The sequence below is a fragment of the Stenotrophomonas sp. 2201_Sma genome, from assembly GCF_056486685.1.
The window spans coordinates 524278-545781 of sequence record NZ_CM151329.1; the positions used below are offsets into that span (position 1 = coordinate 524278).

Consider the following 21504-nt stretch of genomic DNA (forward strand, 5'->3'; position numbering starts at 1 on the left):
GTTCACCGATGTCCCGCATTGCACCACGCATCCATACCGACCCGGCCCAGATCGCGCGCCTGGAGGGCTTGCTGCCACAGCTCGACGGCGAAACGCAGGTCGAACTGACCCTGTTCGATGGCCGCCGCCTGCTGGGCACGGTGGCCGTGCGCCCAACCGTGCAGCAGTACCGCAACGAGGCCGGCGATGAAGGCAGCAACGGCCAGCTGCGCCTGGACGACTACGACACGCCTGTGCAGCAGCATCACGTCTGGCTCGACGAGATCGCCAGCATCCGCCAGCTGCCACCCAGAACGACGTGATCCGACAGGGGGCCGGGCTCACGCCCGGCTGCGGTCCGCACGCCCGGGCCTCGGCTCGGGCGCGACAGGCACGTCAGTGCTCGAACACCGTCGGCGTTGCCTCGAACCGCCGGGCATAGGCGCGCTCCTCCGCCACCCGCGCCACCTCGTCGTCGGCCAGGTCCGGTGCCCCGTATACCGCGTATGCCACGCTGCCATCGGCGCCGTGGCCGACCTGGTGCAGCCGGTAGCGTGAATGTCCACCGCCGGTGTCCTCGGGGTAGTGCACGGGAGGATGGCTGCCTTCCAGGTCCATTTCGCTGTTGTCGACCACGCCACCGACGAACAAGGCACGCATGCGGATTCTCCTGCTGGAAGTCTCGGGGGACCTCTACCCTGAAGGGTCCGATGTTGCTGGGGCATCAATGCCCCGTTGAAGTTTCGCAAAGTGGCCTGCCGGGCCGGACCGCGCGAGCCGGTACAATGGACGGCCCTCACGCTTCAAGTAACCGCGCCGATGGCCGCCAGCGACGACGCCCCCCTGCAGACCCTGTTCCTGCCGTTCTCCCAGGGCGCGCTGCGCTGGCCGGACGGGCCGGCTGCGTTCCTGCGTGCCCGCGACGGCTGGCCACTGCGTGAGCAGGCCGGCGGGCGCGAGGTGCACTGCGAGCAGAGTTTTGCGCCGTTCGCGCAGCCCCTGCAGCAGGCCGCCGGCTGGACCGTCAGCGGCCAGCTTGACGATGTCGCGGGCCGGGGCCGCTACCCGCTGGTGCTGGTGCTGCCGCCGCGCCAGCGCGAGGAGGCCCGCGCGCTGTTCGCCCGTGCCCTGGCATTGGCCGCAGAAGGGGGCCGCATCGTCGCCTGCCAGTCCAACAACGAGGGCGCGCGCTCCGGCGAAGGCGACCTCAAGCAGCTGGCCGGCCTCGGCGGCAGCCTGACCAAGAACCATTGCCGGGTGTACTGGACCCCGCCACTGCAGGGCCAGCACGATGCCGACCTGGCCAAGCGCTGGAGCGCGCTGGATGCGGTGCGGCCGATCGTGGGTGGCCGCTTCCTCAGCCGCCCGGGCGTGTTCGCCTGGGACCGCATCGACCCGGCTTCGGCGCTGCTGGCCGAGCACCTTCCGGCCGATCTGGCCGGACGCGCGGCCGACCTCGGGGCCGGCTATGGCTACCTGTCGCGCGAGCTGCTGGAGCGTTGCCCGAAGATCACCGCGCTGGATCTGTACGAAGCCGAGCAGCGGGCCCTGGCACTGGCCGAGCTGAATCTTGCACCACCGCCGCGCCCGCTGCCGCTGCGCTTGCTGTGGCGGGACGTCACCGCCGGCATCGAGCCGGGGTACGACGTCATCATCAGCAATCCGCCGTTCCATACCCCGTCGCGCGCGGACCGGCCGGATATCGGCCAGCGCTTCATCGCCGTGGCGGCGCAGGCGCTGCGCCCGGGTGGTCGCCTGTATGTGGTGGCCAACCGCCACCTGCCGTACGAACACACGCTCAACGACAGCTTCGGTGCGGTGCGCGTGGTCGCCGAGCGTGACGGGTTCAAGCTGGTCGAAGCGGTAAAGGGGAAGGGCCGATGAAGCTGGTCAAGCACATCGCCAACCTGGGCTATGGCAGCCGCAAGCAGGTGCAGTGGATGTTCCGCGAAGGCCGTATCACCGACGCCGACGGCGAGGTGCTGTATGCCGACGATCAGGTGCCGCACGAGGCCGTGCGGGTCGATGGCGAGCCGCTGGATCCGCCGCCGGGGCTGTCGATCGCGCTGCACAAGCCGGCCGGTTACACCTGCTCGACCAAGGACACCGGCCGCCTGATCTACGATCTGCTGCCGCCGCGTTTCCGCGACCGCGACCCGGTGCTGTCCACGGTCGGCCGGCTGGACCGCGACACCAGCGGCCTGCTGCTGCTGACCGACGATGGCGGCCTGCTGCACCGGATCATCTCGCCGAAGTCGAAACTGCCCAAGGTCTACGAGGTGGAGCTGGCCCAAGACCTGCGCGGCGACGAAGTGGCCCTGTTCGCCAGCGGCACGCTGATGCTGGAGTCGGAGAAGACCGCCCTGCTGCCGGCTGAACTGGAGGTGCTGGGTCCACGCAAGGCGCGCCTGGTACTGCATGAAGGCCGCTACCATCAGGTGCGCCGCATGTTCGCCGCTACCGGCAACCATGTGCAGGCACTGCACCGCAGCCGCGTCGGTGGCCTGGACCTGGAGGGGCTGGCCGAGGGGCAATGGCGGCTGCTGACCTCCACCGACCTGGATACGCTGTTCGCTCCATGACTGTCATCGCTGCGCTGCCGTTTCTTCCCGACGCCGTCATCTTCGACATGGACGGCCTGATGATCGACAGCGAGCGGGTGTCCATCGCCTGCTGGTGTGAGGCTGCCGAAGCGTTCGGCCTGCCGCTGGATGCATCCTTCTTCGTGCGCATGGTCGGCCTTGGCGATCGCGACAGCCAATCGCTGCTGCGCCAGCAGGGCGTGGAGGACAGTGTGATCGAGGCGATGGCGCTGCGCTGCCATGATCTGTATGAGCAACGCACGCAGACCGGCCTGCCTCTGCGGCCGGGCATCCTGGAGCTGCTGGAACTGCTGAAGGCGCATGCGATTCCGCGTGCGGTGGCGACCACCACGCGTCAGCCGCGGGCCAACCGCAAGCTGGGCGCTGCCGGTCTGCTGCCGTACTTCGATGCAGTGATCACCAGTGGCGACGTGGCGCGGCCGAAGCCGGCGCCGGACATCTACCTGCTGGCCGCACAGCGGCTGGGGCAGGCGCCGGAGCGCTGCCTGGCGCTGGAGGACTCACCTGCGGGAACGCGTGCGGCGCTGGCCGCAGGGATGACCGTGATCCAGGTGCCGGACCTGGTGCATCCCGATGAGGAACTGCGCGCGCTCGGCCATCGCATCGTCGGCTCGCTGCGCGACGCGCACGCCCTGCTGCTGCCGCTGCTGCCGCGCTTGGCGTAGGCGCGCGCTGCCTTTGCGCCGGGCATGGCCCGGCGCTACCTGAGGCGGTGCTGCCGACTACGCGGTAGCGCCGGGCCATGCCCGGCGACCGTGCAGGCCAATGGCGGGCGATCAGACCCGGCCGAACACCAGGGCCGCGTTGGTGCCGCCGAAGCCGAAACTGTTGGACATCACCGTGTCCAGCACCTGTGCGCGGCTTTCGCGCAGGATCGGGAAGCCTTCCACCGCCGGGTCCAGCTCGCTGATGTTGGCCGAGCCGGCAACAAAGCCATCGCGCATCATCAGCAGGCAGTAGATGGCTTCGTGCACGCTGGCCGCGCCCAGCGAATGGCCGGACAGCGCCTTGGTCGAGGACAGCGGCGGCACGGCCTCGCCGAACACCTCGCGGATCGCGTTGAGTTCGGTGACATCGCCCAGCGGGGTCGAGGTACCGTGCGTGTTGAGGTAGTCCAGCGGGCGGTCCACGTTCTGCAGTGCCATCTTCATGCAGCGCACCGCGCCCTCGCCGGACGGTGCCACCATGTCCGCACCATCGGATGTCACGCCATAACCGATCAGCTCGGCATAAATGCGTGCGCCGCGCGCAACCGCATGATCGTAGTCTTCCAGCACCAGCATGCCGCCACCACCGGCGATGACGAAGCCGTCGCGGTCCTTGTCGTAGGGGCGCGACGCGCTGGCCGGGGTGTCGTTGAAACTGGTCGACAGCGCGCCCATCGCATCGAACATCACGCTCATCGACCAGTGCAGGTCCTCACCACCGCCGGCGAACATGATGTCCTGCGCGCCGTGCCGGATCATGTCCGCGGCGGCGCCGATGCAGTGCGCCGACGTCGCGCAGGCCGCCGACAGCGAGTAGCTCACGCCCTTGATCTGGAACGCGGTGGCCAGGCACGCCGACACGGTGGAGCACATCGTGCGCGGCACCATGTACGGGCCGACCTTGCGCACGCCACGTGCACGCAGCAGATCGACCGCGCCGATCTGCCACTCGCTGGAGCCGCCGCCGGAGCCGGCGATCAGGCCGGTGCGCAGGCCACTGACCTGCGCCTCGTCCAGCCCGGCATCGGCGATGGCATCGCGCATGGCGATGTAGGCGAACGCTGCTGCATCGCTCATGAAGCGCTTCTGCTTGCGGTCGATCAGGGCGTCCAGGTCGAGGTCGACACGGCCGCCGATCTGGCTGCGCAGGCCCGCTTCGGCGTGGTCGGCCAACGCGGTGATGCCGGCACGCCCCTCGCGCAGTGCGGAAGAGACGGTATCCAGATCATTGCCGAGGCAGGACGTGATGCCCATGCCGGTGATGACGACACGACGCATCAGAAGCTCCCGGTTTCGGTGAACAGGCCCACGCGCAGGTCGCGAGCGTTGTAGATCTCGCGATCGTCCACATACATGCGGGCGTCGGACTGGGCCATCACCAGCTTGCGGTTGATGACGCGCGTGATGTCGATCTCGTAGCGCACGCGCTTGGCGTCCGGCAGTACCTGGCCGGTGAACTTGACCTCGCCGCAGCCCAGGGCGCGGCCCTTGCCGGGAGCACCCAGCCAGGTCAGGTAGAAGCCGGTCAGCTGCCACATCGCATCCAGGCCCAGGCAGCCGGGCATCACCGGGTCGCCGATGAAGTGGCAGCCGAAGAACCACAGGTCCGGGCGGATATCCAGTTCGGCGCGTACCATGCCCTTGCCATGCGGGCCGCCGTCCTCGCGGATGTCGGTGATGCGGTCGAACATCAGCATCGGGTCGTTGGGCAGACGGCCGGCGGCGGCGCCGAACAGTTCACCGCGTGCGCTGGCCAGCAGCTGGTCGCGGTTGAACGCGTGGAGACGAGTCATGAAACGCAATCCTGGAAGCGACGAACAGGGATACAAGTGCTCGAGAATGCCCGTGGAAGCGCTGCCGATCAAACATTTCAACCGTACGCAACCGTAGTGTTTTCAATGGAATACGCGCATCCTGTTGATGTGCAACGACCATACCTCGGCGTGTGGCCCACCCACGCCGAACCCGCCCCGTACACCTGACATGACCCGACTGCGCAAGATCATCCACGTCGACATGGACGCCTTCTACGCGTCGGTGGAGCAGCGCGACGATCCCTCACTGCGCGGCAGGCCGGTGGTGGTGGCGTGGCGCGGTGCGCGCTCGGTGGTATGCGCGGCGTCCTACGAAGCGCGCGTGTTCGGCGTGCGTTCGGCGATGCCGGCGATGCGTGCCGAGCGCCTGTGCCCGGACGCGATCTTCGTGCCGCCGGACTTCGCGCGTTACGCGGCCGTGTCGCGCCAGGTGCGCGAGATTTTCCTGCGCCATACCGACCTGGTCGAGCCGCTGTCGCTGGATGAGGCCTATCTGGACGTGACCGAGCCGAAAAGTGGCATCGAGCTGGCAACCGAGATCGCACGCACGATCCGCGCACAGATCCGCGACGAGACCCAGCTGACCGCTTCAGCGGGCATCGCGCCGAACAAGTTCCTGGCCAAGATCGCCTCGGACTGGCGCAAGCCCGATGGCCAGTTCGTGATTCCACCGCAACGGGTGGACGCATTCCTGGCGCCGCTGCCGGTCAGCCGCGTGCCCGGCGTGGGCAAGGTGATGGAAGGCAAACTGACGGCGCACGGCATCATCACCTGCGGTGACCTGCGGCAATGGGCGCTGGCGGATCTGGAAGACGCGTTCGGCAGCTTCGGCCGCAGCCTCTACAACCGTGCACGCGGCGTCGATGAACGGCCGGTGGAGCCGGACCAGCCGGTGCAGTCGATCTCTTCCGAGGACACCTTTGCCGAGGACCTGCTGCTTGAAGACCTGGGCGAGGCCATCGTGCAGCTGGCAGAGAAAACCTGGAACGCCACGCGCCGGACGGAACGCGTGGGCCACACCGTGGTGCTGAAGCTGAAGACGGCGCAGTTCCGCATCCTTACCCGCAGCTTCACCCCGGACCGCCCGCCGGAATCGATGGAGGAGCTGCGCGATGCCGCGCTGGCGCTGCGCGCGCGCGTGGACCTGCCGGCCGACACGCGCTATCGCCTGGTGGGCGTCGGCCTGGGCGGTTTCCGCGACAAGGAACCGGTGGTGCAGGGGGAGCTGTTCGAGCAGGCGTCGAACGATCCGCACCGCCCCTGACCGCGGTCCTGCCTCACGGCCACTGCATTTCGCCCTTGGCCACCTTCGCGCTCAGCTGCAGCGACTCCACGCCCTCCAGCCGCGGGTAACGCGCCTGCATCGCCTTCACCAGCGCCTGGCTGTCCTTCGCTTTGGCCGCTTCCGCGTCGAACGCACGGATGTACCCGGCGGTGAAGCGCAGCGCACTGGCGTCCAGCGCCGCCCCTTGCGCGTAATGGCCCGGTACCACCACCTGCGGCTTCAGTGCCTGCAGTCGCTGCAGGGTCTGCAGCCAGTCGGCATGCGACTTCGGGGTCTGCGTGTCGGCCATCCACACATGCTCGCCGGCGACCACGGGGATGCCACCGACGATCGCGCGCAGTGAAGGCACCCACAGCACGCTGCGGTCCGGCGTGGGGCCATCGAGTCCGATCAAGGGCAGGCGCTGCCCTTCCAGCAGCAGCGCGTCGCCCTCCAGCACCTGCGGCACAACGATGCGCGCCGGTGCGTCGGCCCCCATCTTCGGGCCCCAGTAGGCACGCTTGCCGGCGTGGGTCTGCTGGATGTGGGCCACGGTCTGCGCCGTGGCGACGATGCGTGCGTGCGGGAAGGCGTCCTGCAGCGTGGCCAGGCCGAAGTAGTAATCCGGATCGCCATGGCTGATGTAGATCGTGGTCAGCTGCTTGCCGCTGGCACGGATCAGCTCGACGAGCCTGCGCGCGTCGCTGGCCGCGAACTGCGCGTCGACCAGGATCGCATCGTGGCGGCCTTCGATCAGCACCGATGACACGGAGAACATCGCCTGCGGGCCAGGATGGAAGTACTGCAGGTGCAACTGTGATTTCGCCGCCGTGGCCGGCGCCGGGGCAGCCGGCGCGGCCAGCAGCGGGGCGCTGGCGAAGCTGGTGACCAGTGCAAGCGGAAGCAGCAGGGCAACGGAACGCATGCGGAACTCCTTGTGCAGCGCCGGGCCATGCCCGGCATGTAGGTCGATCAGTACGCCGCAGTGATGATCTGCTTCGGGTAGGCATGCGCCTCCAGTTCCGCCACGAAGGCAGCGCCATAGTCGGCGTAGCTGATGCGGCTGTGGCCGCTGGCGTCGGCGAGGAAGGCCTTGGCCTGCACGCGGTACTGGCCACGCTCTTCGCCCGGTCCGATTTCCGCGGCCGGCGAGAAGAAGGTCCAGTCGAGGTCGTCTACCGTCTGCAGGCGCTTGAGTGCTTCGCGGTGGGCCAGCGCATAAGGCTTGTATGCCTCCGGGAAATCCGGTGTATCGACCAGCTGGACACCCGGTGCCACTTCCAGGCTGCCGGCACCGCCGACCACGACCAGGCGCGGCACCCCGGCCTTGCGTGCCGCGGCTGCCAGCTGTCCGGCCACTTCGCCGACGCGGCTGATGTCATCGCCCGGACGTGGCCCGTAGGCGCTGGCCAGCACGTCGTGGCCGGCGATGGCCGCGGCCAGCGCGTCGGGATCATCCAGCGCGGCGATCACCGGATGGGCCCCGGCCAGCTCCGCCGGCAGGTCCTGCGTGCTGCGCACGATCAGGGTCAATTCGTGGCCGGCGGCCAGCGCGTGGCGCGCGATCTGGCGGCCGATGTTGCCGGTGGCACCGACGAGGGCGATTTTCATGGCGAACTCCATAAGCAAGGGGAGGGGAAGACGACGGGGCCACTGTAGGACGCTGTAATTGTCCGAAAAACAGCGTATAACGCGCTTGTTTGTTGCATGAATCGAGCAGATGGATCGACTGACCGCCATGACCGTATTCATCGAGGTGGCCGAGCGCGGCAGCCTCACGGCCGCCGCTGAGGTGCTGGACATGTCGCGGGCGATGGTCACCCGTTACCTCGCCGAGGTGGAGGCGTGGCTGGGGGCGCGCCTGCTGCACCGGACCACGCGCCGGGTCAGCCTAACCGGCCCGGGGGAGGCGGCGCTGGCGCGCTTCCGGCAGATGCTGGAGATCGGCGAGGCGCTGCAGGGCGAACTGGCCAGCGACGATCCCGAGCCGCATGGCACGCTGCGGGTGACCGCCAGTGTCTCGTTCGGGCAGAGCCATCTGGCGCGCGCCGTCGCCGACTTCGTCAAGCGTCATCCGGCGGCGCGCATCGAACTGCTGCTGGTCGATCGCACGGTGAATCTGGTCGAGGAGCGGGTGGATCTGGCGGTACGCATCGCCCGGCAGATCGACCCCAGCCTGATCGCGCGACGTCTGGCCACATGCCGCTCGGTGCTGTGCGCCACGCCCGGTTACCTGGAGGTGCGCGGCACGCCGACCGCCCCGGAACATCTGGCCGCACACAACTGCCTGACCCATCACTACGTGGGCAAGAGCCTGTGGCACCTGCACCGCGACGGACGTTCGCAGTCGGTGGCGGTGGGCGGCAACATCAGCGCCAACGAAGCGTCATTGCTGCTGGAAGCCGTTCGCGCCAGCGCCGGCATTGCGATGCTGCCCACCTACCAGGTGGCGCCGTTGCTGCGCAGTGGCGAGCTGGTGGAACTGCTGCCGGCGTATACCCTGGACGAGCTGGGCATTCATGCGGTGTACGCATCGCGTCGCCAGCAGTCGGCGATCATGCGGCGGTTCCTCGACTTCCTGGGCGAGTGTTTCGCCAGCCCGGCCTTCCAGGATCTGGACTGGCGACCGGCGCGTGTGGAACCTGCATGACATCCCGGTGCGATGCGCACACGGCATACAATGAGCGGCCCCACGTCGTACAGGTGCGTTGCGTGTCGTATCCCTATCCGCTGGTCGTATTCGACCTCGATGGCACGCTGGTCGACAGCGCCGCCGATATCGCCGAAGCCCTGAACCGCACGCTGGAGGACATCGGCCTGGCCCGTGTGCCGGAAGCCACCGTGCTGGGCTGGATTGGCGACGGTGTCCGCCGGTTGGTCGAGCAGGCCGTGCATGCCGCAGGGCGGCAGGTCGATCTGGCCGAGGTCATGCCGGTGTTCATGGTGCATTACCGTGAGTGCCTGCTGCGCAGCCCACGCCTGTTCGACGGTGTGGCCGAAGCATTGGCGCAGCTGCGGGAACGCGCTGTGCCGCTGGCCATCTGCACCAACAAGCCTGCAGCGCTGGTGCCGCTGCTGCTGCAGCATCTGGGCATCGGCGATGCGTTCGCGCTGGTGCTGGGCGGCGATTCGCTGCCGCAGCGCAAGCCCAGCGGCGAACCACTGCGGCACATCGCGGCACACTTCGGCGTGCCGGTGGATGCATGCCTGATGGTGGGTGATTCGTTGACCGACTACCGCGCGGCGGAAGACGCGGGAATGCCGATCGTGCTGGTGCGCTACGGTTATCCGCGTGGCCTGGACCTGGCCACCGCAGCTGCGGTGGCGGTGATCGACGATCTGCGCGAACTGCCGGGCCTGGCCGCGCGCATCCCGGTATAGCGCCGGGCCTGCGCCCGGCGCGCCTGCTCATTTCGGCTGGTAGCGCACGCTCAGCTGATACTCGCGGCCCGGCTGGTTGAACCACGCCACGGTCTCGTACCTGCGGTCGAACACATTGGTTGCCCGGGCCAGCAGCGACCACGAGGGCGTGAGCGCGTACTCGGCGCGCAGATCCAGCGTGCCATAGCCGCCGACCTTCACCGTGTTGGCGGCATCGTCATAGCGCTTGCCCGCACCCTGTACGGTCAGGCCGGCACGGAATGCGCCGAAACGGCGATCCACATCCAGCCGTGCCGTCTGCTGTGCACGGCGCGGCAGCCAGTTGTCGAACTGGCTGCTGCCGTTCGTGCGGTTGCGCGGGTCGGTGTAGCTCAGCTGTGCAGCGATGTCGAAACCGGCCAGCACGACACCGCCGGTCAGTTCGGCACCGCGGATGCGCGCCTTCTCCACCTGCTGCATCCTGAAGGTGGCTGCATCGTAGGTGATCAGGTCATCGATGCGGGTCTCGTACACATCCAGGCCCCAGCGCCAGCCCTGGCCCTGCTGCGAAAGGCCCAGGTTGGCGCTCTTCGACTTCTCAGGATCCAGCGTCGGCACGCCACTCCACGGGTCATACAGGTCGCTGAAGGTGGGTGCCTTGAAGGCCGTGCCGTAGCTGGCGTTGATGCGCAGGCCGTGATCCAGCTCCATCGCCCAGCCGACGCTGCCGGTGGCATGGTTGCCGAACTGCTCGTTGTCATCGTTGCGCGCGCTGGCCTGCAACTGGTGCCGGCCGAAGCGCCCCTGGTACTGCACGAACACACCGGTGTTGCGACGGCTGTCGACACGATAGCCGGCACTGCTGCCGCCCAGGTTGTCCTCACTCCAGTCCACACCGGCACTCAGCAGCTGGCCTTCGGCCACGCCGAAGTCGCCCTGCAGCGACGCGCTGTCACGATGCGTCTGCGCGCTGCCATGCACGTCGTCCGCGCCGACGTTGTCCGATTCGTTGTCACTGCGACCGACGTTGGCGGTCAGCACCAGCCGTTCGGCCGGCGTGTAGCGGACCTTGCCGGACAGTACCTGCTGGCGCGTCTCGGAGTAGTTGTAGTAGCCGTCGTAGTGGTTCTGGCCGTCGGCGCGCAGCGCGCTGCCCTCCACCGTCCACTGCTCGTTGAAGTTGTAGCCGCCGCGCAGGCTCTTGGAGAGGTTGCGGTAGCCGTCGCGGTCGGGTTCGTCGGCGAAGCAGCCGGTGAACAGCGTGGCCGAGCCCCGGCAGGCGTCGATGCCATCGGAATGCTGGTAGGCGATGTCGGCGCCGAACCAGCCGCGTTCGCTGCTGCCACCGATGCCGCCGCTGGCCTCACGCAGGCCATTGCTGCCACCGCCCAGCTGCAGATGTGGCGCGAAGTCGCCCTGGTTGCGGCGGGTGAAGATCTGGATCACACCGCCGATGGCGTCGGCGCCATACAGGCTGGACTGCGGGCCGCGCACGATCTCCACGCGTTCGATCTGCGCCAGCGGCAGGTCCTGGATCATCGCCAGGCCGAGATCGGCGCTGTTGATGCGCACGCCGTCGACCAGCACCACCGTGTGGCCGGAGTTGGTGCCGCGCAGGAACAGCGAGCTCTGCTTGCCCAGGCCGCCGGCGTTGGTGAGGTTGATGCCGGCGCGGCCACGCAGCAGGTCCTGCAGCGAAGTGGCCTGGCTGGACTCGATCTGCGTCCGGTCGATCACCTGCGCAGGCGCGATGCTGTCCTGCAGGGCGATGGGGGTGCGGGTGGCCGTGACCAGGATGGGATCGAGCGCGCGGGCGCCATCATCGGCCTGGGCCAACGCGGGCAGGGCGGCCAATACGGCCAGGGAAAGCAATCGGGACTGCAGCTTCATCGGGGGACTCCAGGTGCCACGCACGCCCGCGTGGCGAAGGGGAGGAGCCGCGGAGGCAGGCAAGCGCCGATGCCGCAGGCAGTGCTGCGGACATCCAGCGCCATGCCCACCGCATCGCGACCTGAGGCTTCCGGGCCGGTCTCCGGGCTTGCCGCCAGGCGGCGCGAGGCCACCGTCCAGGCGCCTTCCCATGCTGTTGGCACAGTGGCGGTCTTGCCTGGAACTGACGTGCTTACCGTTGCGGGGGCAGCGCCGGCATGGCGTGGGTTCACGCGTCACCGGCTTCCCGTTTCAACCTGCCGGCCATGCCGCAGGTCACCTGGAAGTGCGCGCAGTCTACGGCATCGGCATGCCCGGTGCGGCGCATATGCGGCAATGTCTGTGGAGCTGATGATCCCCAGCCACTAGAATTGCTGCTTGATCCCGTGGTGCCGTTGCCGATGTCCGCCCGTTTTCCGCTGTCCCCGCGTTGCCTGCACAGGACGCATGCATGATCCTCGACCTGGTCCGCCACGCCGGCAACGGTCGCGACGAGTACCTCGATGGCCGCAGCGATCCACCGCAGCTGGCCCGCCTGCCACAGGAACTGGTGGAGGCCTACGCCACGCAGCCCTGGGAGCGGGTGATCAGCTCGCCCCGCCTGCGGTCACTGCACACAGCGATGGCGCTGGCCACCCCGCGCGGGCTGGACGTGGATGCGGACGAGGAGTGGGAAGAACTCGACTTCGGCGACTGGGACGGGCAGGCACTGTTCGACCTGCCGGAGCAGGCGCTGGCGGCATTCCATGCTGATCCGCATGCGTATCCGCCGCCCAACGGCGAAAGCTGGGGGCACTTCGAGCGGCGCATCGCGCGTGCGCTCGACCGCCTGCTCGACGATGACGACCCGCTGCCGACCGTCGTGGTCAGCCACGGTGGCCCGCTGCGCATGGTGCTGTCACAGGTCTGCGGCCTGCCGATGTCGCTGTGCTGGGCGCTGCGCATCGACCACGGTACGCGCCTGCGGGTCAGGCTGGAGCGTGGCGAGGCAGGCCTGGTGGGCGAGCTGCTGGAGTTGCAGCAGCCCTGATCCGGCCGGCGCCGATCAGTCCTCGTCGGCGCTTCCGGCCACGTTTTCTTCTGCGTCGTCGTCTGCGTCGAATCGCTGCTCGTGCACCGGCCCCGAGGCCGGGCCGGCCGCCTTCAGCGGGTGCGCGGCGATGCGCGCTTCGTAGTCCTGCACCAGCGCCTCGCGCTGCGGCTCGCCCAGTTCCTGCCAATGGCAGTCCAGCAGGGCGCCTTCCAGCGAGTAGAGCAGGTTCAGGCTGGGCTTGAAGCCGGCGCGCTTGACCTTGACGAAGGCACCCACCGCGCCGACGGCGGCCAGATCGTCACGGCTGCGCAGACCGACCTGGCGCAGCCATGCCGCACTTTTCGGACCGATGTTGCGCAGCTTCGGCGCACTCATCCCAACGCCTCGACGAACACGCGCGCGATGGCTTCCAGTCCGGCCTGGTCATCGGCATCGAAGCGACCGGTCTTCGGGCTGTCGATGTCGAAGACTCCGATCAGTTCATCGCCGCGCAGCAGCGGAACGACCAGTTCCGAGCGGGAGGCCGAGTCGCAGGCGATGTGGCCCGGAAAGGCATCGACATCGTCGACGCGCTGGGTCACGCGCTGGCGGGCCGCGGCACCACACACGCCCTTGTCCAGCGGAATGCGCACGCAGGCCGGCAGCCCCTGGAACGGGCCGACCACCAGCTCCTGGCCATCGTAGAGATAGAAACCCACCCAGTTCAGGTCGGGCAGGGCGTGGAAGACCAGCGCCGAGAGATTGGCCGCGTTGGCGATGCGGTCAGACTCTCCATGGACCAGGCCACGGGCCTGTTCAAGCAGCTGGGCGTATTGTTCCGGCTTGCTGCCGGTGAGCGAGGCGTTGGCGAACATGACCGCAGTCTAGCAAGCGTGCCGGGCCAGCGATAATGCACGCTCTGTTGCCCCGCTGGAGCCTTCGATGCCGTTGCCCGCTGCCCTGCCATCCGCGCTGTTCGTCACCGGCACCGATACCGAGATCGGCAAGACGGCGGCCAGCACCGCGCTGCTGCACGCCCTGCGCCGGCGTGGCCTGCGAGCGGTCGGAATGAAACCGGTGGCCAGTGGCAGTCAGGATCTGGGGCAGGGCCTGCGCAACGAGGATGCGCTGGCGCTGCAGGCAGCCAGTCGGCCGGTGCCGGACTACGTCGACGTGAATCCCTATGCCCTGCGGCAGCCGATCGCCCCCGAGCTGGCGGCCGCCGAGGACGGGGTGGACATCGCCCTGGCACCGATCGTCGCCGCGTTCGAGCGCCTGCGTGCCACCGCCGACGTGGTGGTGGTGGAAGGCGTAGGGGGATGGCTGGCGCCGGTCTCCATCCACCTGGACCAGCTCGACATCGTGCGTGCACTGCGTCTGCCGATCGTGCTGGTGGTCGGCCTGCGGCTGGGCTGCGTCAACCACGCGAGATTGACCGCGCAGGCGTTGCAGGCCAGCGGCGTGGAGTGCCTGGGCTGGATCGGCAATCACATCGATCCGGCCATGCAGCGCCAGGACGAGAACGTGGCGACGCTGGTGCAGCGGTTGCCGATGCCATGCTGGGGACGGCTGCCGCACCTGCCGGGCGCCGATGCTCACGCGCTGGCCATGCACCTGCATGATGGCTGAGTTCCTGTAGAGCAGAGCCTGCGACCGGTTGCGATCAACCGGCCGCGAGCTCCCGCGCGAGCGCTCCCAGGCGCTCCACGGCGGCGATGAAACGTGCGTCGAAGGTCTGGCAGCACGACAGCCGCAGGCAATGCCGGTAGCGCGGACCGCGCGAATACACCTGGCCCGGCATGAACACGATGCCCTCTTCCAGCGCCCGCTCGAACAGTGCGCGGGTGTCCACGCCCGGCAGTTCCAGCCACAGCAGGAAGCCGCCCTGTGGTTCCGTAGCGCGTGTGCCGGGCGGGAAATGCTCGGCCACCAGCTGGCGCAGCCGTCCCACCTGCTCGCGATACAGGCGCCGCATGCGGTTCAGGTGATGTTCGTATCCGCTCCCTTCCAGGTACGCGGCCACGGCATCACCCAGCAACTGCGGCTCGCCGCCCGTGGACTGGAACTTCAGCAGGGCGATGCGTTCAGCGAAGCGCCCGCCGTCGAGCCAGCCGATGCGATAGTCCGGGGCCAGCGTCTTCGAGAAACCGCCGACCACCATCACCCAGCCGTCGCGGTCAAAGGCCTTCAGCAGCGGCGCAGGTGGCTCGCAGAACTGCAGTTCCGCGTACACGGCATCCTCGATCAGCGGCAGCTGCCGCGCGTTGACCAGCTCGGCCAGACGCTGCTTGGCCGCCACCGGCATGGTGCAGCCCAATGGATTGTGCACGGTCGGCATCAGCACCAGCGCGGCCAGCGGTGTGTGCTCCAGCATCGCCTCCAACGCATCGACGTCCAGGCCCTGTTGCGGATGCGTCGGCAGTTCGATGGCCTGCAGGCCCAGGTTGGCCAGCAGCGGATACAGGTTGAAGTACGACGGTGCTTCGATACCCACTGAATCGCCGGGCTGGGTCACCGCACGCAGTGCCAGCTGCAGCGCCTCCATCGCACCGTGGGTCAGCAGCAGGCGATCGCTGTGCGTGTGCAGGCCCATGCGCGGGCCGCGCCGCACGATCTGCGCCAGCAGCCGCGGCGAGCCATTGGGGCGTGCGTAGGTTTCGACCGTCTGCTGGCCGTGGCGCAATACCTGGGCGGTGTGCCGGGCCAGCTGGGCGCCAGGATAGAACTGGCGCCCGCGTGGCCCGGCGAAGGCGAGGTCGATCACCCCGGAACGGCGTTGCGCCTCCAGCACGCGTGCCATCAGCACCTGCTGCAACGGCGCGGTGGGGGCCGACGGCGCATCGCGCAGCGACCGTTGCGGCACTGACAGTCGCGGCGCCACTTCGAAACCTGCCTTTGGCCGCGGAACCACCAGGCCGGCGTCTTCCAGCTGGCGGTAGGCGGCGATCACCGTATTGAGGCTGAGCTGACGCTGTGCTGCCATCTGCCGCAGCGATGGCAGGCGGCTGCCGACCGGCAGGCGCCCTCCCTGGATGGCCTCGGCCAGCTCATCGGACAGCCGCTGGTAGCGAGGAGCGGACGCGCTGCTGCGTTGATCTGTATCCATCGGTTCCGGCCGCATCTGGTGCTGTACCCATGAGGATTCCGAGCCTAGCATGTCCTCGTCGGCAGGGCCTGATCGGTGCCCGCCGATATTTCAAGGGCGCGCGGCTGGATGGCCGCGCGCCCCTTTTTTTTGCATGGGCTGGCGCACCATGCAGTCAACGCATCGGCACCAGCACCGGATCCCGGCGATACAGGGCAGGGAACTGCCTGCCCAGTGCTGCCAGCTTCGGAGCATCGTAGTAGCGGATGTAGGCCGCCTGCGGATAGTTGCTCATGTAGTTCTGGTGGTAGCTCTCGGCCGGATAGAAGCGCTGGCCGCTCCCCACCTGGGTGACGATGGGCGCGCGATAGCTTCCGGCCTGGCCCAGCTGGGTGATGTAGGCACGGCTGGCCGCCTGCTGGCGCGGGTCATCGACGAAGATCGCCGAGCGGTACTGGCTGCCATGGTCCGGGCCTTGCCGGTCGAGCTGGGTCGGGTCATGCACCACCGAGAAGAACACCTGCATCAGCTGGCCGTAGCTCACCTGGCGCGGGTCGTAGTCGACCTTCACCGCCTCGGCGTGGCCGGTGCGTCCGCTGCTGACACGCTCATAGCGCGCATCCGCCGCGCTGCCGCCGACGTAGCCCGAGACTGCGTTGCTCACGCCCTTGACGTGCTGGAACACGCCCTGCACGCCCCAGAAGCAGCCGCCGGCAAACACTACGCTGGCGTGCGTGCCGTCATCGCGGAATGCGGCTTCACCGGCGGGCGCAGGCAACACCTGCACCTGTGCGCTGCGCTCGAGCGGCGCGGCGATGGCACCGTGATCAACCAGCAGTACCCCGGCAATCAATGCGGTAGCGACCAGCCCGGCAATGCCGGCGGCGATCCCCTGTTCGAACGAAATCTTCATCGTGTCCTCCCGGATCAACCGAAGGTGAAGGCGTAGGCCTGGGCGCCGGCATCGAGGAATTCGATCTCGAAGCGGTGTGGCGCGACGGCGCCGCGCTGGCGCACCAGCTGGTACAGACGGTGTTCGTCGATCACGCCGCTGCCATCGCTGCCAACGTCGCTGCCGGCGTCGGCCGCGGGCAACGGCCGACCATCCAGCCAGACGCGGAAGCGCACCGGCGTGCCGTCCTGGCGTGGCGCGAGCACCAGATGCAGATCGCGGGCATGGAACTGGAAGGCGATGCGTCCTCCGGGCTGCTGCAGCCGTGCCGCCTCGTCGTCGATGATCCAGCGGCCGGACAGGCCCCACTGGTTCAGCGCCAGCGCGGGTGGCAGCGCGTAGTCGAATGCCGTGTCCGCACGTTGCCCGCCTGGCGAGGCGAACTGCTCGGCGCGCGCATGCCCCAGGTAGGTCTCCGGCGAGCGCAGGTTGCCCATGTCCGCCTGCGCGGCCACGCCCTTCAGGTCCGCTGCGGCCGGATCGGCCGGCGGTGGCAGCCGGGTCTGGCCGGCTTCGGCCAGCAGGCGGCGGATCACCTGCTCCGAACGCGCATAGTTGCCCTCGCCGAACTGATGGCCGCGGATGTTGCCCTGCGCATCGACGAAGTAGTGCGCGGGCCAGTAGCGGTTGTTGAACGCACGCCAGATCGCGTACTGGTTGTCCAGCGCGACGGGATAGTCGACCTTCAACTGCTGCACGGCCTTCATGACGTTGCGCGGGTCGCGTTCGAAGGCGAACTCGGGGGTGTGCACACCGATCACCACCAGGCCGTGATCGCGGTAGCGCCGCTGCCACTCGTGCACGAACGGCATCGCACGCAGGCAGTTGATGCAGGAATAGGTCCAGAAGTCGATCAGCACCACCTTGCCGCGCAGCTGGGCGGCGTCCAGCGGTGGGCTGTTGAGCCAGCCGGTGGCGCCGTCCAGGGCGGGCAGCGTGCCTTCCACCGGCAGCGGTGCCTCGCTGCCTGCAGTGGCCGGGCCCATCATCATCATCGGTGGAGCGGAAGGCTGCGCGCCGGGTACCGCATCGAGCAGGCCCTGCTCGATACGCGCGGTGCTGACGGTGGACAGCCGGGTCAGCAGGCCGGTGTCCCAGCCCAGGGCAATGGCCACGACCGCCAGCAGCGCAGCGACGCCGAGCACGCGGCGGAGCAGATTGCCCAGCCCCAGCCGTGCCTGCAGGGCGCGGAACACCCGGCCGCCGATCCAGACCGCCAATGCCAGCGCGGTGACCGCACCCAGCGCGTAGGCAAGCAGCAGCGTACTGGTGCTGGCGCTGGCGCCATGCAGCGCAGCCCCGGTCAGTACCAGGCCAAGGATCGGGCCCGCGCACGGGGCCCACAGCAGGCCGGTGGCGATGCCGATCAGCAGCGACGTCCAGGCACCGCCGCGCCCGGCGGCATCGGCAGCGTCCGCGCGTGCGCTCAACCGCGCGCCGACACGCTGCAACGGCGCCAGCAGATGGTCTGCCAGTGCGGGCCACAGCAACGCCACCGCGAACAGCGCCATCAGCAGCAGGGCGATCCAGCGACCGATCTGGTTGGCCTGCGCCATCCACTGGCTGCCGACCGCCGCCAGGCTGGCGACGAGGGTGAAGGTCAGCGCCATGCCCAGCAGCAGCGGCAGGGTGCTGCGCAGGAACGGGCGGTCAGCACGCGCGAATACGAATGGCAGCACCGGCAGGATGCAGGGGCTGAGCAGGGTCAGCACACCGCCAAGATAGGCAAGCAGCAACAGCAGCATCATCGGGCTCCAGAAGCAGGGGACGATCCCACCGGCACGCGCCAGCCCGCATCGCTGTCATGCGCGGCAGGTCCGGGCTGGAAGGCCAGCGCCGCGCCGTTCATGCAGTAGCGCAGGCCGGTAGGGCGTGGGCCGTCGTTGAAGACATGGCCCAGATGGCCGCCGCAGCGGCGGCAATGCACTTCCACCCGCAGCATGCCAAAGGTGACGTCGCGGTCCTCACCGATAGCGTTGTGCAACGGTGCCCAGAAGCTGGGCCAGCCAGTACCGCTCTCGAACTTGGTGGACGAAGAGAACAGCGGCAGCGCACAGCCGGCGCAGGTGAACGTGCCTTGCCGGTGTTCCTTGTTGAGCGGGCTGCTCCAAGGGCGTTCGGTCGCCTGCTGGCGCAGCACTGCGTACTGGGCCGGGGTCAGCCGCTGGCGCCAGTCAGCATCACTGCGCATGATCTCGAACTGTCGCGCAGGGCGCGTTTCTGCTGCCGCTGGCGCGGCGCGGCTGCAGGCCCCGAGACCGAGCAGGCCGGCGGTGGTGGCGATACCGCCCAGACCCAGCAGATGGCGGCGGGTGAGGGGCATGGCGGACTCCGGGAAGGGGCGACGGGGCCATGCTGCGCCTGCTCCGGTCAACGAATCCTCACGCAGGATTCAATTTTTCGTGAGGTATCGGCGGCGATCCCGCGCCACAATGCGCTCAGCCTCCCCCCTGGCCCGAGCTGCCGATGTCCCCGAAACGTGTCCTGATCGTTGAAGACGATGCCCACATCGCCGACTTGCTGCGCATGCACCTGGGCGATGAGGGGTATGAGGTCGCCCACGCCGACAGCGGTGATGGCGGGCTGCGCCTGCTCGAACAGGAAGGCCCGTGGGACGCGCTGGTGCTGGACGTGATGCTGCCCGGTGTCGATGGCCTGCAGGTCTGCCAGCGCGCACGGGCGATGGCGCGCTATGTCCCGATCATCATCATCAGTGCACGCGGCAGCGAAACCCAGCGTATCGTCGGCCTGGAACTCGGCGCCGACGATTATCTGGCCAAGCCATTCTCCATGCCGGAGCTGGTGGCGCGCGTGCGTGCCCTGCTGCGTCGCGCCGAGGCCATGGCGCAGAACGCGCGCATCGATGCCGGTGCCATCGAGCTGGGAGGACTGCAGCTGGACCCGGTCGCGCGTACTGCCGACGTGGATGGCAGGCCGCTGGAACTGACGCCGCGCGAGTTCGACCTGCTGCTGTTCTTCGCGCGCCATCCCGGCCAGGTGTTCGCGCGGATGGAACTGCTCAACCAGGTCTGGGGCTACCAGCACGATGGCTATGAGCATACGGTCAATACCCATATCAACCGCCTGCGCAGCAAGATCGAAACGGATCCGGCCAACCCGCGGCGGTTGCTGACGGTCTGGGGCCGGGGCTACAAGCTGGTGGACCCGGCCGGAGCGGCGGCATGATCCGGCCGAACCTGTGGCAGAAGCTGGCGGCGGTGATCGCGGCGCTGATGCTGATGTGCTGCATGGCGCTGCTGGCGCTGCAGATGCGCTCGAACACACGGCACGAGCAGGAAGTCGTGCAGCGGCTGTCGCTGGGGCTGGCCGAGCACATCGCGCAGCGCAGTGAGCTGATGGATACCAGCGGCATGCGCGATGCGGCGGTGCGTGCGCTGTTCGGACAACTGATGGCGGTCAACCCCAGCGTCGAGGTGTACCTGCTGGACGACCAGGGCCGCATTCTCGGCCACGACGCACCCAGCGGGCACCTGATGCGCAACCGCGTGGACGTGGCACCGCTGCGCCGTCTGCTGGCGGGCGCGCCGCTGCCGATCCTGGGCGACGATCCGCGCAGCAGCGAGGGTCGCAAGGTGTTCAGCGTGGCGCCGCTGGTGGTGCAGGGGCGGCAGGCCGGCTACGTCTACGTGGTGCTGGTGGGCGAGCACCGGCAGATGCTCGCCGACGACCTCGCCGCCAGCAACCAGTGGAACACCACTTTGTGGTCGGTGATGCTGGTGGGCAGCCTGGGCCTGCTGGCCGGCCTGGTGGCGTTCTACTGGGTGACCCGGCCGCTGCGCCGCCTGACACGTCGCATCCAGGCATTCGACATCGATGCGCCGACGCCGCTGCCGCCGCCCGGCCCGCTGCGGCCGGGCGAGCGCGATGAACTGGTCATCCTCGAACATGCGCATGCGCAGATGGCGCAGCGGTTGGGGGAGCAGTGGCAGCAGCTGCGCCAGCAGGACCTGCAGCGGCGCGAGCTGGTGGCCAACATTTCGCATGATCTGCGCACGCCGTTGTCTTCACTGCATGGCTACCTTGAGACGATGGCGTTGAAGGACGCGACGCTGTCGCCGGAGGAGCGCCGGCGCTATCTGGGTATTGCCCTGGCGCAGAGTGCGAAGGTCGGGCGATTGGCGCGCGCGCTGTTCGAGCTGGCACGCCTGGAACACGGCGAGGTGCGGCTGGAGTGGGAGGTGTTCGCGCTGCCCGAGCTGCTGCAGGACGTGCTGCAGAAATTCGAGCTGGCGGCGCAGGCGCGCGGCCAGCAGCTGCACGCGGATTTTCCGCAGGGGTTGCCGTTGGTACGTGCGGACCTGGGTCTGGTGGAGCGGGTGCTGACCAACCTGCTCGACAACGCCCTGCGCCATGCGCCGGAGGGAGGGCGGATCGAGGTGCGGCTGCGCGCGGTGGCTGACAGCGTGGAGGTGATCGTCTCTGATGACGGTCCCGGCGTTGCTGCTGCGGTGCGTGCGCAGCTGTTCCAGGCGCCTGCTGCGTTGGGGGCGCGACGGGGCGAGAACGGTGGCCTGGGGCTGCTGATCGTGCAACGTATCGTGCAGCTGCATGGCCGCAGCATCGCGCTGCGCGACAGTGAGGCAGGGGCGACGTTCGTGTTCGAGCTGCCGCGGGCGGAGTCGGCGGCGGTGGCCTAGGCGCAGCTGGTTTCCGGGTGGCGGTGTTTGCCCCTTCGCGCAGGTATGTGCGTTTTTCCGTGTGGCGCCGGGCGGATGCCCTTGCGTGCGAATGTCCCCCGGCGCCGGCCGGTGGCCGTCACCTCCTCCTTTACTTCGCAC

General features: G+C 68.6%; 23 protein-coding genes and 1 riboswitch. Of the genes, 11 read left to right on the forward strand and 12 right to left on the reverse strand.

All coding sequences use genetic code 11. From position 1 onward, the window contains the following. Nucleotides 1-8 precede the first annotated feature (8 nt). Nucleotides 9-302: a DUF3247 family protein gene (locus ACZLIF_RS02395; RefSeq protein ID WP_128990512.1), complete on the forward strand. Its 294-nt coding sequence runs from the start codon at nucleotides 9-11 to the stop codon at nucleotides 300-302. 73 nt (nucleotides 303-375) lie between these two features. On the opposite strand, the gene ACZLIF_RS02400 is transcribed toward ACZLIF_RS02395, so the two are convergent. Beyond that, on the reverse strand, nucleotides 376-639 hold the full coding sequence (locus ACZLIF_RS02400; protein ID WP_053518254.1) for a hypothetical protein: 264 nt from the start codon (nucleotides 637-639) through the stop codon (nucleotides 376-378). A 159-nt stretch (nucleotides 640-798) separates the two neighbouring features. Between ACZLIF_RS02400 and ACZLIF_RS02405 the strand changes: the two genes are divergently transcribed. The 3 genes from ACZLIF_RS02405 to ACZLIF_RS02415 are packed head-to-tail and all read left to right on the forward strand — an operon-like array spanning nucleotide 799 to nucleotide 3247. Next, nucleotides 799-1863, forward strand: coding sequence for a class I SAM-dependent methyltransferase (locus ACZLIF_RS02405; protein ID WP_128990518.1), 1065 nt, complete (start codon nucleotides 799-801; stop codon nucleotides 1861-1863). Then, the gene (locus ACZLIF_RS02410; protein WP_065175382.1) at nucleotides 1860-2561 is read left to right on the forward strand and encodes a pseudouridine synthase; all 702 of its coding nucleotides are present in this window, start codon (nucleotides 1860-1862) and stop codon (nucleotides 2559-2561) included. The genes ACZLIF_RS02405 and ACZLIF_RS02410 overlap by 4 nt, the downstream gene beginning before the upstream one ends. Beyond that, on the forward strand, nucleotides 2558-3247 hold the full coding sequence (locus ACZLIF_RS02415; protein WP_128990511.1) for an HAD family hydrolase: 690 nt from the start codon (nucleotides 2558-2560) through the stop codon (nucleotides 3245-3247). Before ACZLIF_RS02410 ends, ACZLIF_RS02415 begins: the two co-directional genes overlap by 4 nt. 111 nt (nucleotides 3248-3358) lie before the next feature. On the opposite strand, the gene fabB is transcribed toward ACZLIF_RS02415, so the two are convergent. Both fabB and fabA read right to left on the reverse strand, forming a co-directional pair. Continuing rightward, nucleotides 3359-4567 carry a beta-ketoacyl-ACP synthase I gene (gene fabB, locus ACZLIF_RS02420; protein WP_065182526.1) on the reverse strand — a complete coding sequence of 403 codons (1209 nt, stop codon included), beginning with the start codon at nucleotides 4565-4567 and terminating at the stop codon, nucleotides 3359-3361. Continuing rightward, a complete protein-coding gene (gene fabA, locus ACZLIF_RS02425) occupies nucleotides 4567-5082 on the reverse strand; it encodes a 3-hydroxyacyl-[acyl-carrier-protein] dehydratase FabA (RefSeq protein ID WP_053518264.1) in 516 nt (171 codons plus the stop codon). The genes fabB and fabA overlap by 1 nt, the downstream gene beginning before the upstream one ends. 190 nt (nucleotides 5083-5272) lie before the next feature. Between fabA and dinB the strand changes: the two genes are divergently transcribed. Continuing rightward, nucleotides 5273-6367, forward strand: a complete 1095-nt coding sequence (dinB, locus tag ACZLIF_RS02430; protein ID WP_128990509.1) for a DNA polymerase IV — start codon at nucleotides 5273-5275, stop codon at nucleotides 6365-6367. Nucleotides 6368-6380: 13 nt separating this feature from the next. On the opposite strand, the gene ACZLIF_RS02435 is transcribed toward dinB, so the two are convergent. Beyond that, complete coding sequence (locus tag ACZLIF_RS02435; protein ID WP_111186587.1) at nucleotides 6381-7292, reverse strand: MBL fold metallo-hydrolase; 912 nt, start codon at nucleotides 7290-7292, stop codon at nucleotides 6381-6383. 47 nt (nucleotides 7293-7339) lie between these two features. Then, the gene (locus tag ACZLIF_RS02440; protein WP_128990507.1) at nucleotides 7340-7978 is read right to left on the reverse strand and encodes an NAD(P)-dependent oxidoreductase; all 639 of its coding nucleotides are present in this window, start codon (nucleotides 7976-7978) and stop codon (nucleotides 7340-7342) included. 109 nt (nucleotides 7979-8087) lie between these two features. Here ACZLIF_RS02440 and ACZLIF_RS02445 point away from each other — a divergent pair, with 109 nt between their 5' ends. Both ACZLIF_RS02445 and gph read left to right on the forward strand, forming a co-directional pair. Next, the gene (locus ACZLIF_RS02445; protein WP_065175376.1) at nucleotides 8088-9017 is read left to right on the forward strand and encodes a LysR family transcriptional regulator; all 930 of its coding nucleotides are present in this window, start codon (nucleotides 8088-8090) and stop codon (nucleotides 9015-9017) included. Between the two features lie 62 nt (nucleotides 9018-9079). After that, the gene (gene gph, locus ACZLIF_RS02450; RefSeq protein ID WP_128990505.1) at nucleotides 9080-9748 is read left to right on the forward strand and encodes a phosphoglycolate phosphatase; all 669 of its coding nucleotides are present in this window, start codon (nucleotides 9080-9082) and stop codon (nucleotides 9746-9748) included. Nucleotides 9749-9775: 27 nt separating this feature from the next. Here the strand turns inward: gph and btuB are convergent, their stop codons facing one another. Continuing rightward, nucleotides 9776-11617: a TonB-dependent vitamin B12 receptor gene (btuB, locus tag ACZLIF_RS02455; protein ID WP_128990503.1), complete on the reverse strand. Its 1842-nt coding sequence runs from the start codon at nucleotides 11615-11617 to the stop codon at nucleotides 9776-9778. A gap of 116 nt (nucleotides 11618-11733) precedes the next feature. Next, a riboswitch (cobalamin riboswitch) is annotated at nucleotides 11734-11955 on the reverse strand. Between the two features lie 152 nt (nucleotides 11956-12107). Between btuB and ACZLIF_RS02460 the strand changes: the two genes are divergently transcribed. Then, nucleotides 12108-12686: a histidine phosphatase family protein gene (locus ACZLIF_RS02460; RefSeq protein ID WP_065175373.1), complete on the forward strand. Its 579-nt coding sequence runs from the start codon at nucleotides 12108-12110 to the stop codon at nucleotides 12684-12686. A 15-nt stretch (nucleotides 12687-12701) separates the two neighbouring features. Here ACZLIF_RS02460 and ACZLIF_RS02465 read toward each other — a convergent pair whose 3' ends face one another. Both ACZLIF_RS02465 and ACZLIF_RS02470 read right to left on the reverse strand, forming a co-directional pair. Continuing rightward, on the reverse strand, nucleotides 12702-13064 hold the full coding sequence (locus ACZLIF_RS02465) for a TfoX/Sxy family protein (RefSeq protein ID WP_128990499.1): 363 nt from the start codon (nucleotides 13062-13064) through the stop codon (nucleotides 12702-12704). Beyond that, the gene (locus ACZLIF_RS02470; RefSeq protein ID WP_053518280.1) at nucleotides 13061-13543 is read right to left on the reverse strand and encodes a GAF domain-containing protein; all 483 of its coding nucleotides are present in this window, start codon (nucleotides 13541-13543) and stop codon (nucleotides 13061-13063) included. Before ACZLIF_RS02470 ends, ACZLIF_RS02465 begins: the two co-directional genes overlap by 4 nt. Before the next feature lie 67 nt (nucleotides 13544-13610). Between ACZLIF_RS02470 and bioD the strand changes: the two genes are divergently transcribed. After that, a complete protein-coding gene (gene bioD, locus ACZLIF_RS02475) occupies nucleotides 13611-14297 on the forward strand; it encodes a dethiobiotin synthase (protein WP_128990497.1) in 687 nt (228 codons plus the stop codon). Nucleotides 14298-14331: 34 nt separating this feature from the next. Here bioD and ACZLIF_RS02480 read toward each other — a convergent pair whose 3' ends face one another. From ACZLIF_RS02480 to msrB, 4 genes are all read right to left on the reverse strand, one after another. Continuing rightward, nucleotides 14332-15774 (reverse strand): aminotransferase-like domain-containing protein, encoded by a 1443-nt coding sequence (locus tag ACZLIF_RS02480; protein WP_128990495.1) that lies wholly within the window; start codon nucleotides 15772-15774, stop codon nucleotides 14332-14334. Nucleotides 15775-15928: 154 nt separating this feature from the next. Next, entirely contained in the window at nucleotides 15929-16666 is a 738-nt protein-coding gene (gene msrA, locus ACZLIF_RS02485; protein WP_128990493.1) for a peptide-methionine (S)-S-oxide reductase MsrA, read from the reverse strand. Nucleotides 16667-16680: 14 nt separating this feature from the next. Next, entirely contained in the window at nucleotides 16681-18450 is a 1770-nt protein-coding gene (locus ACZLIF_RS02490) for a cytochrome c biogenesis protein DipZ (protein ID WP_128990491.1), read from the reverse strand. After that, nucleotides 18450-19028, reverse strand: coding sequence for a peptide-methionine (R)-S-oxide reductase MsrB (gene msrB, locus ACZLIF_RS02495; protein WP_053518289.1), 579 nt, complete (start codon nucleotides 19026-19028; stop codon nucleotides 18450-18452). The genes ACZLIF_RS02490 and msrB overlap by 1 nt, the downstream gene beginning before the upstream one ends. 143 nt (nucleotides 19029-19171) lie before the next feature. On the opposite strand from msrB, the gene ACZLIF_RS02500 reads away from it, so the two are divergent. Continuing rightward, complete coding sequence (locus ACZLIF_RS02500) at nucleotides 19172-19891, forward strand: response regulator transcription factor (RefSeq protein WP_065182516.1); 720 nt, start codon at nucleotides 19172-19174, stop codon at nucleotides 19889-19891. After that, a complete protein-coding gene (locus tag ACZLIF_RS02505; protein ID WP_065175368.1) occupies nucleotides 19888-21363 on the forward strand; it encodes a sensor histidine kinase in 1476 nt (491 codons plus the stop codon). Before ACZLIF_RS02500 ends, ACZLIF_RS02505 begins: the two co-directional genes overlap by 4 nt. Nucleotides 21364-21504 lie beyond the last annotated feature (141 nt).

What these genes read in the sequence shown, in the direction of transcription:
- ACZLIF_RS02395 (WP_128990512.1), top strand. Translation starts at nt 9, where the DNA reads ATGTCCCGCATTGCACCACGCATCCATACCGACCCGGCCCAGATCGCG.
- ACZLIF_RS02400 (WP_053518254.1), bottom strand. Translation starts at nt 639, where the DNA reads ATGCGTGCCTTGTTCGTCGGTGGCGTGGTCGACAACAGCGAAATGGAC.
- ACZLIF_RS02405 (WP_128990518.1), top strand. Translation starts at nt 799, where the DNA reads ATGGCCGCCAGCGACGACGCCCCCCTGCAGACCCTGTTCCTGCCGTTC.
- ACZLIF_RS02410 (WP_065175382.1), top strand. Translation starts at nt 1,860, where the DNA reads ATGAAGCTGGTCAAGCACATCGCCAACCTGGGCTATGGCAGCCGCAAG.
- ACZLIF_RS02415 (WP_128990511.1), top strand. Translation starts at nt 2,558, where the DNA reads ATGACTGTCATCGCTGCGCTGCCGTTTCTTCCCGACGCCGTCATCTTC.
- fabB (WP_065182526.1), bottom strand. Translation starts at nt 4,567, where the DNA reads ATGCGTCGTGTCGTCATCACCGGCATGGGCATCACGTCCTGCCTCGGC.
- fabA (WP_053518264.1), bottom strand. Translation starts at nt 5,082, where the DNA reads ATGACTCGTCTCCACGCGTTCAACCGCGACCAGCTGCTGGCCAGCGCA.
- dinB (WP_128990509.1), top strand. Translation starts at nt 5,273, where the DNA reads ATGACCCGACTGCGCAAGATCATCCACGTCGACATGGACGCCTTCTAC.
- ACZLIF_RS02435 (WP_111186587.1), bottom strand. Translation starts at nt 7,292, where the DNA reads ATGCGTTCCGTTGCCCTGCTGCTTCCGCTTGCACTGGTCACCAGCTTC.
- ACZLIF_RS02440 (WP_128990507.1), bottom strand. Translation starts at nt 7,978, where the DNA reads ATGAAAATCGCCCTCGTCGGTGCCACCGGCAACATCGGCCGCCAGATC.
- ACZLIF_RS02445 (WP_065175376.1), top strand. Translation starts at nt 8,088, where the DNA reads ATGGATCGACTGACCGCCATGACCGTATTCATCGAGGTGGCCGAGCGC.
- btuB (WP_128990503.1), bottom strand. Translation starts at nt 11,617, where the DNA reads ATGAAGCTGCAGTCCCGATTGCTTTCCCTGGCCGTATTGGCCGCCCTG.
- ACZLIF_RS02460 (WP_065175373.1), top strand. Translation starts at nt 12,108, where the DNA reads ATGATCCTCGACCTGGTCCGCCACGCCGGCAACGGTCGCGACGAGTAC.
- ACZLIF_RS02465 (WP_128990499.1), bottom strand. Translation starts at nt 13,064, where the DNA reads ATGAGTGCGCCGAAGCTGCGCAACATCGGTCCGAAAAGTGCGGCATGG.
- ACZLIF_RS02470 (WP_053518280.1), bottom strand. Translation starts at nt 13,543, where the DNA reads ATGTTCGCCAACGCCTCGCTCACCGGCAGCAAGCCGGAACAATACGCC.
- bioD (WP_128990497.1), top strand. Translation starts at nt 13,611, where the DNA reads ATGCCGTTGCCCGCTGCCCTGCCATCCGCGCTGTTCGTCACCGGCACC.
- ACZLIF_RS02480 (WP_128990495.1), bottom strand. Translation starts at nt 15,774, where the DNA reads ATGGATACAGATCAACGCAGCAGCGCGTCCGCTCCTCGCTACCAGCGG.
- msrA (WP_128990493.1), bottom strand. Translation starts at nt 16,666, where the DNA reads ATGAAGATTTCGTTCGAACAGGGGATCGCCGCCGGCATTGCCGGGCTG.
- ACZLIF_RS02490 (WP_128990491.1), bottom strand. Translation starts at nt 18,450, where the DNA reads ATGCTGCTGTTGCTGCTTGCCTATCTTGGCGGTGTGCTGACCCTGCTC.
- msrB (WP_053518289.1), bottom strand. Translation starts at nt 19,028, where the DNA reads ATGCCCCTCACCCGCCGCCATCTGCTGGGTCTGGGCGGTATCGCCACC.
- ACZLIF_RS02500 (WP_065182516.1), top strand. Translation starts at nt 19,172, where the DNA reads ATGTCCCCGAAACGTGTCCTGATCGTTGAAGACGATGCCCACATCGCC.
- ACZLIF_RS02505 (WP_065175368.1), top strand. Translation starts at nt 19,888, where the DNA reads ATGATCCGGCCGAACCTGTGGCAGAAGCTGGCGGCGGTGATCGCGGCG.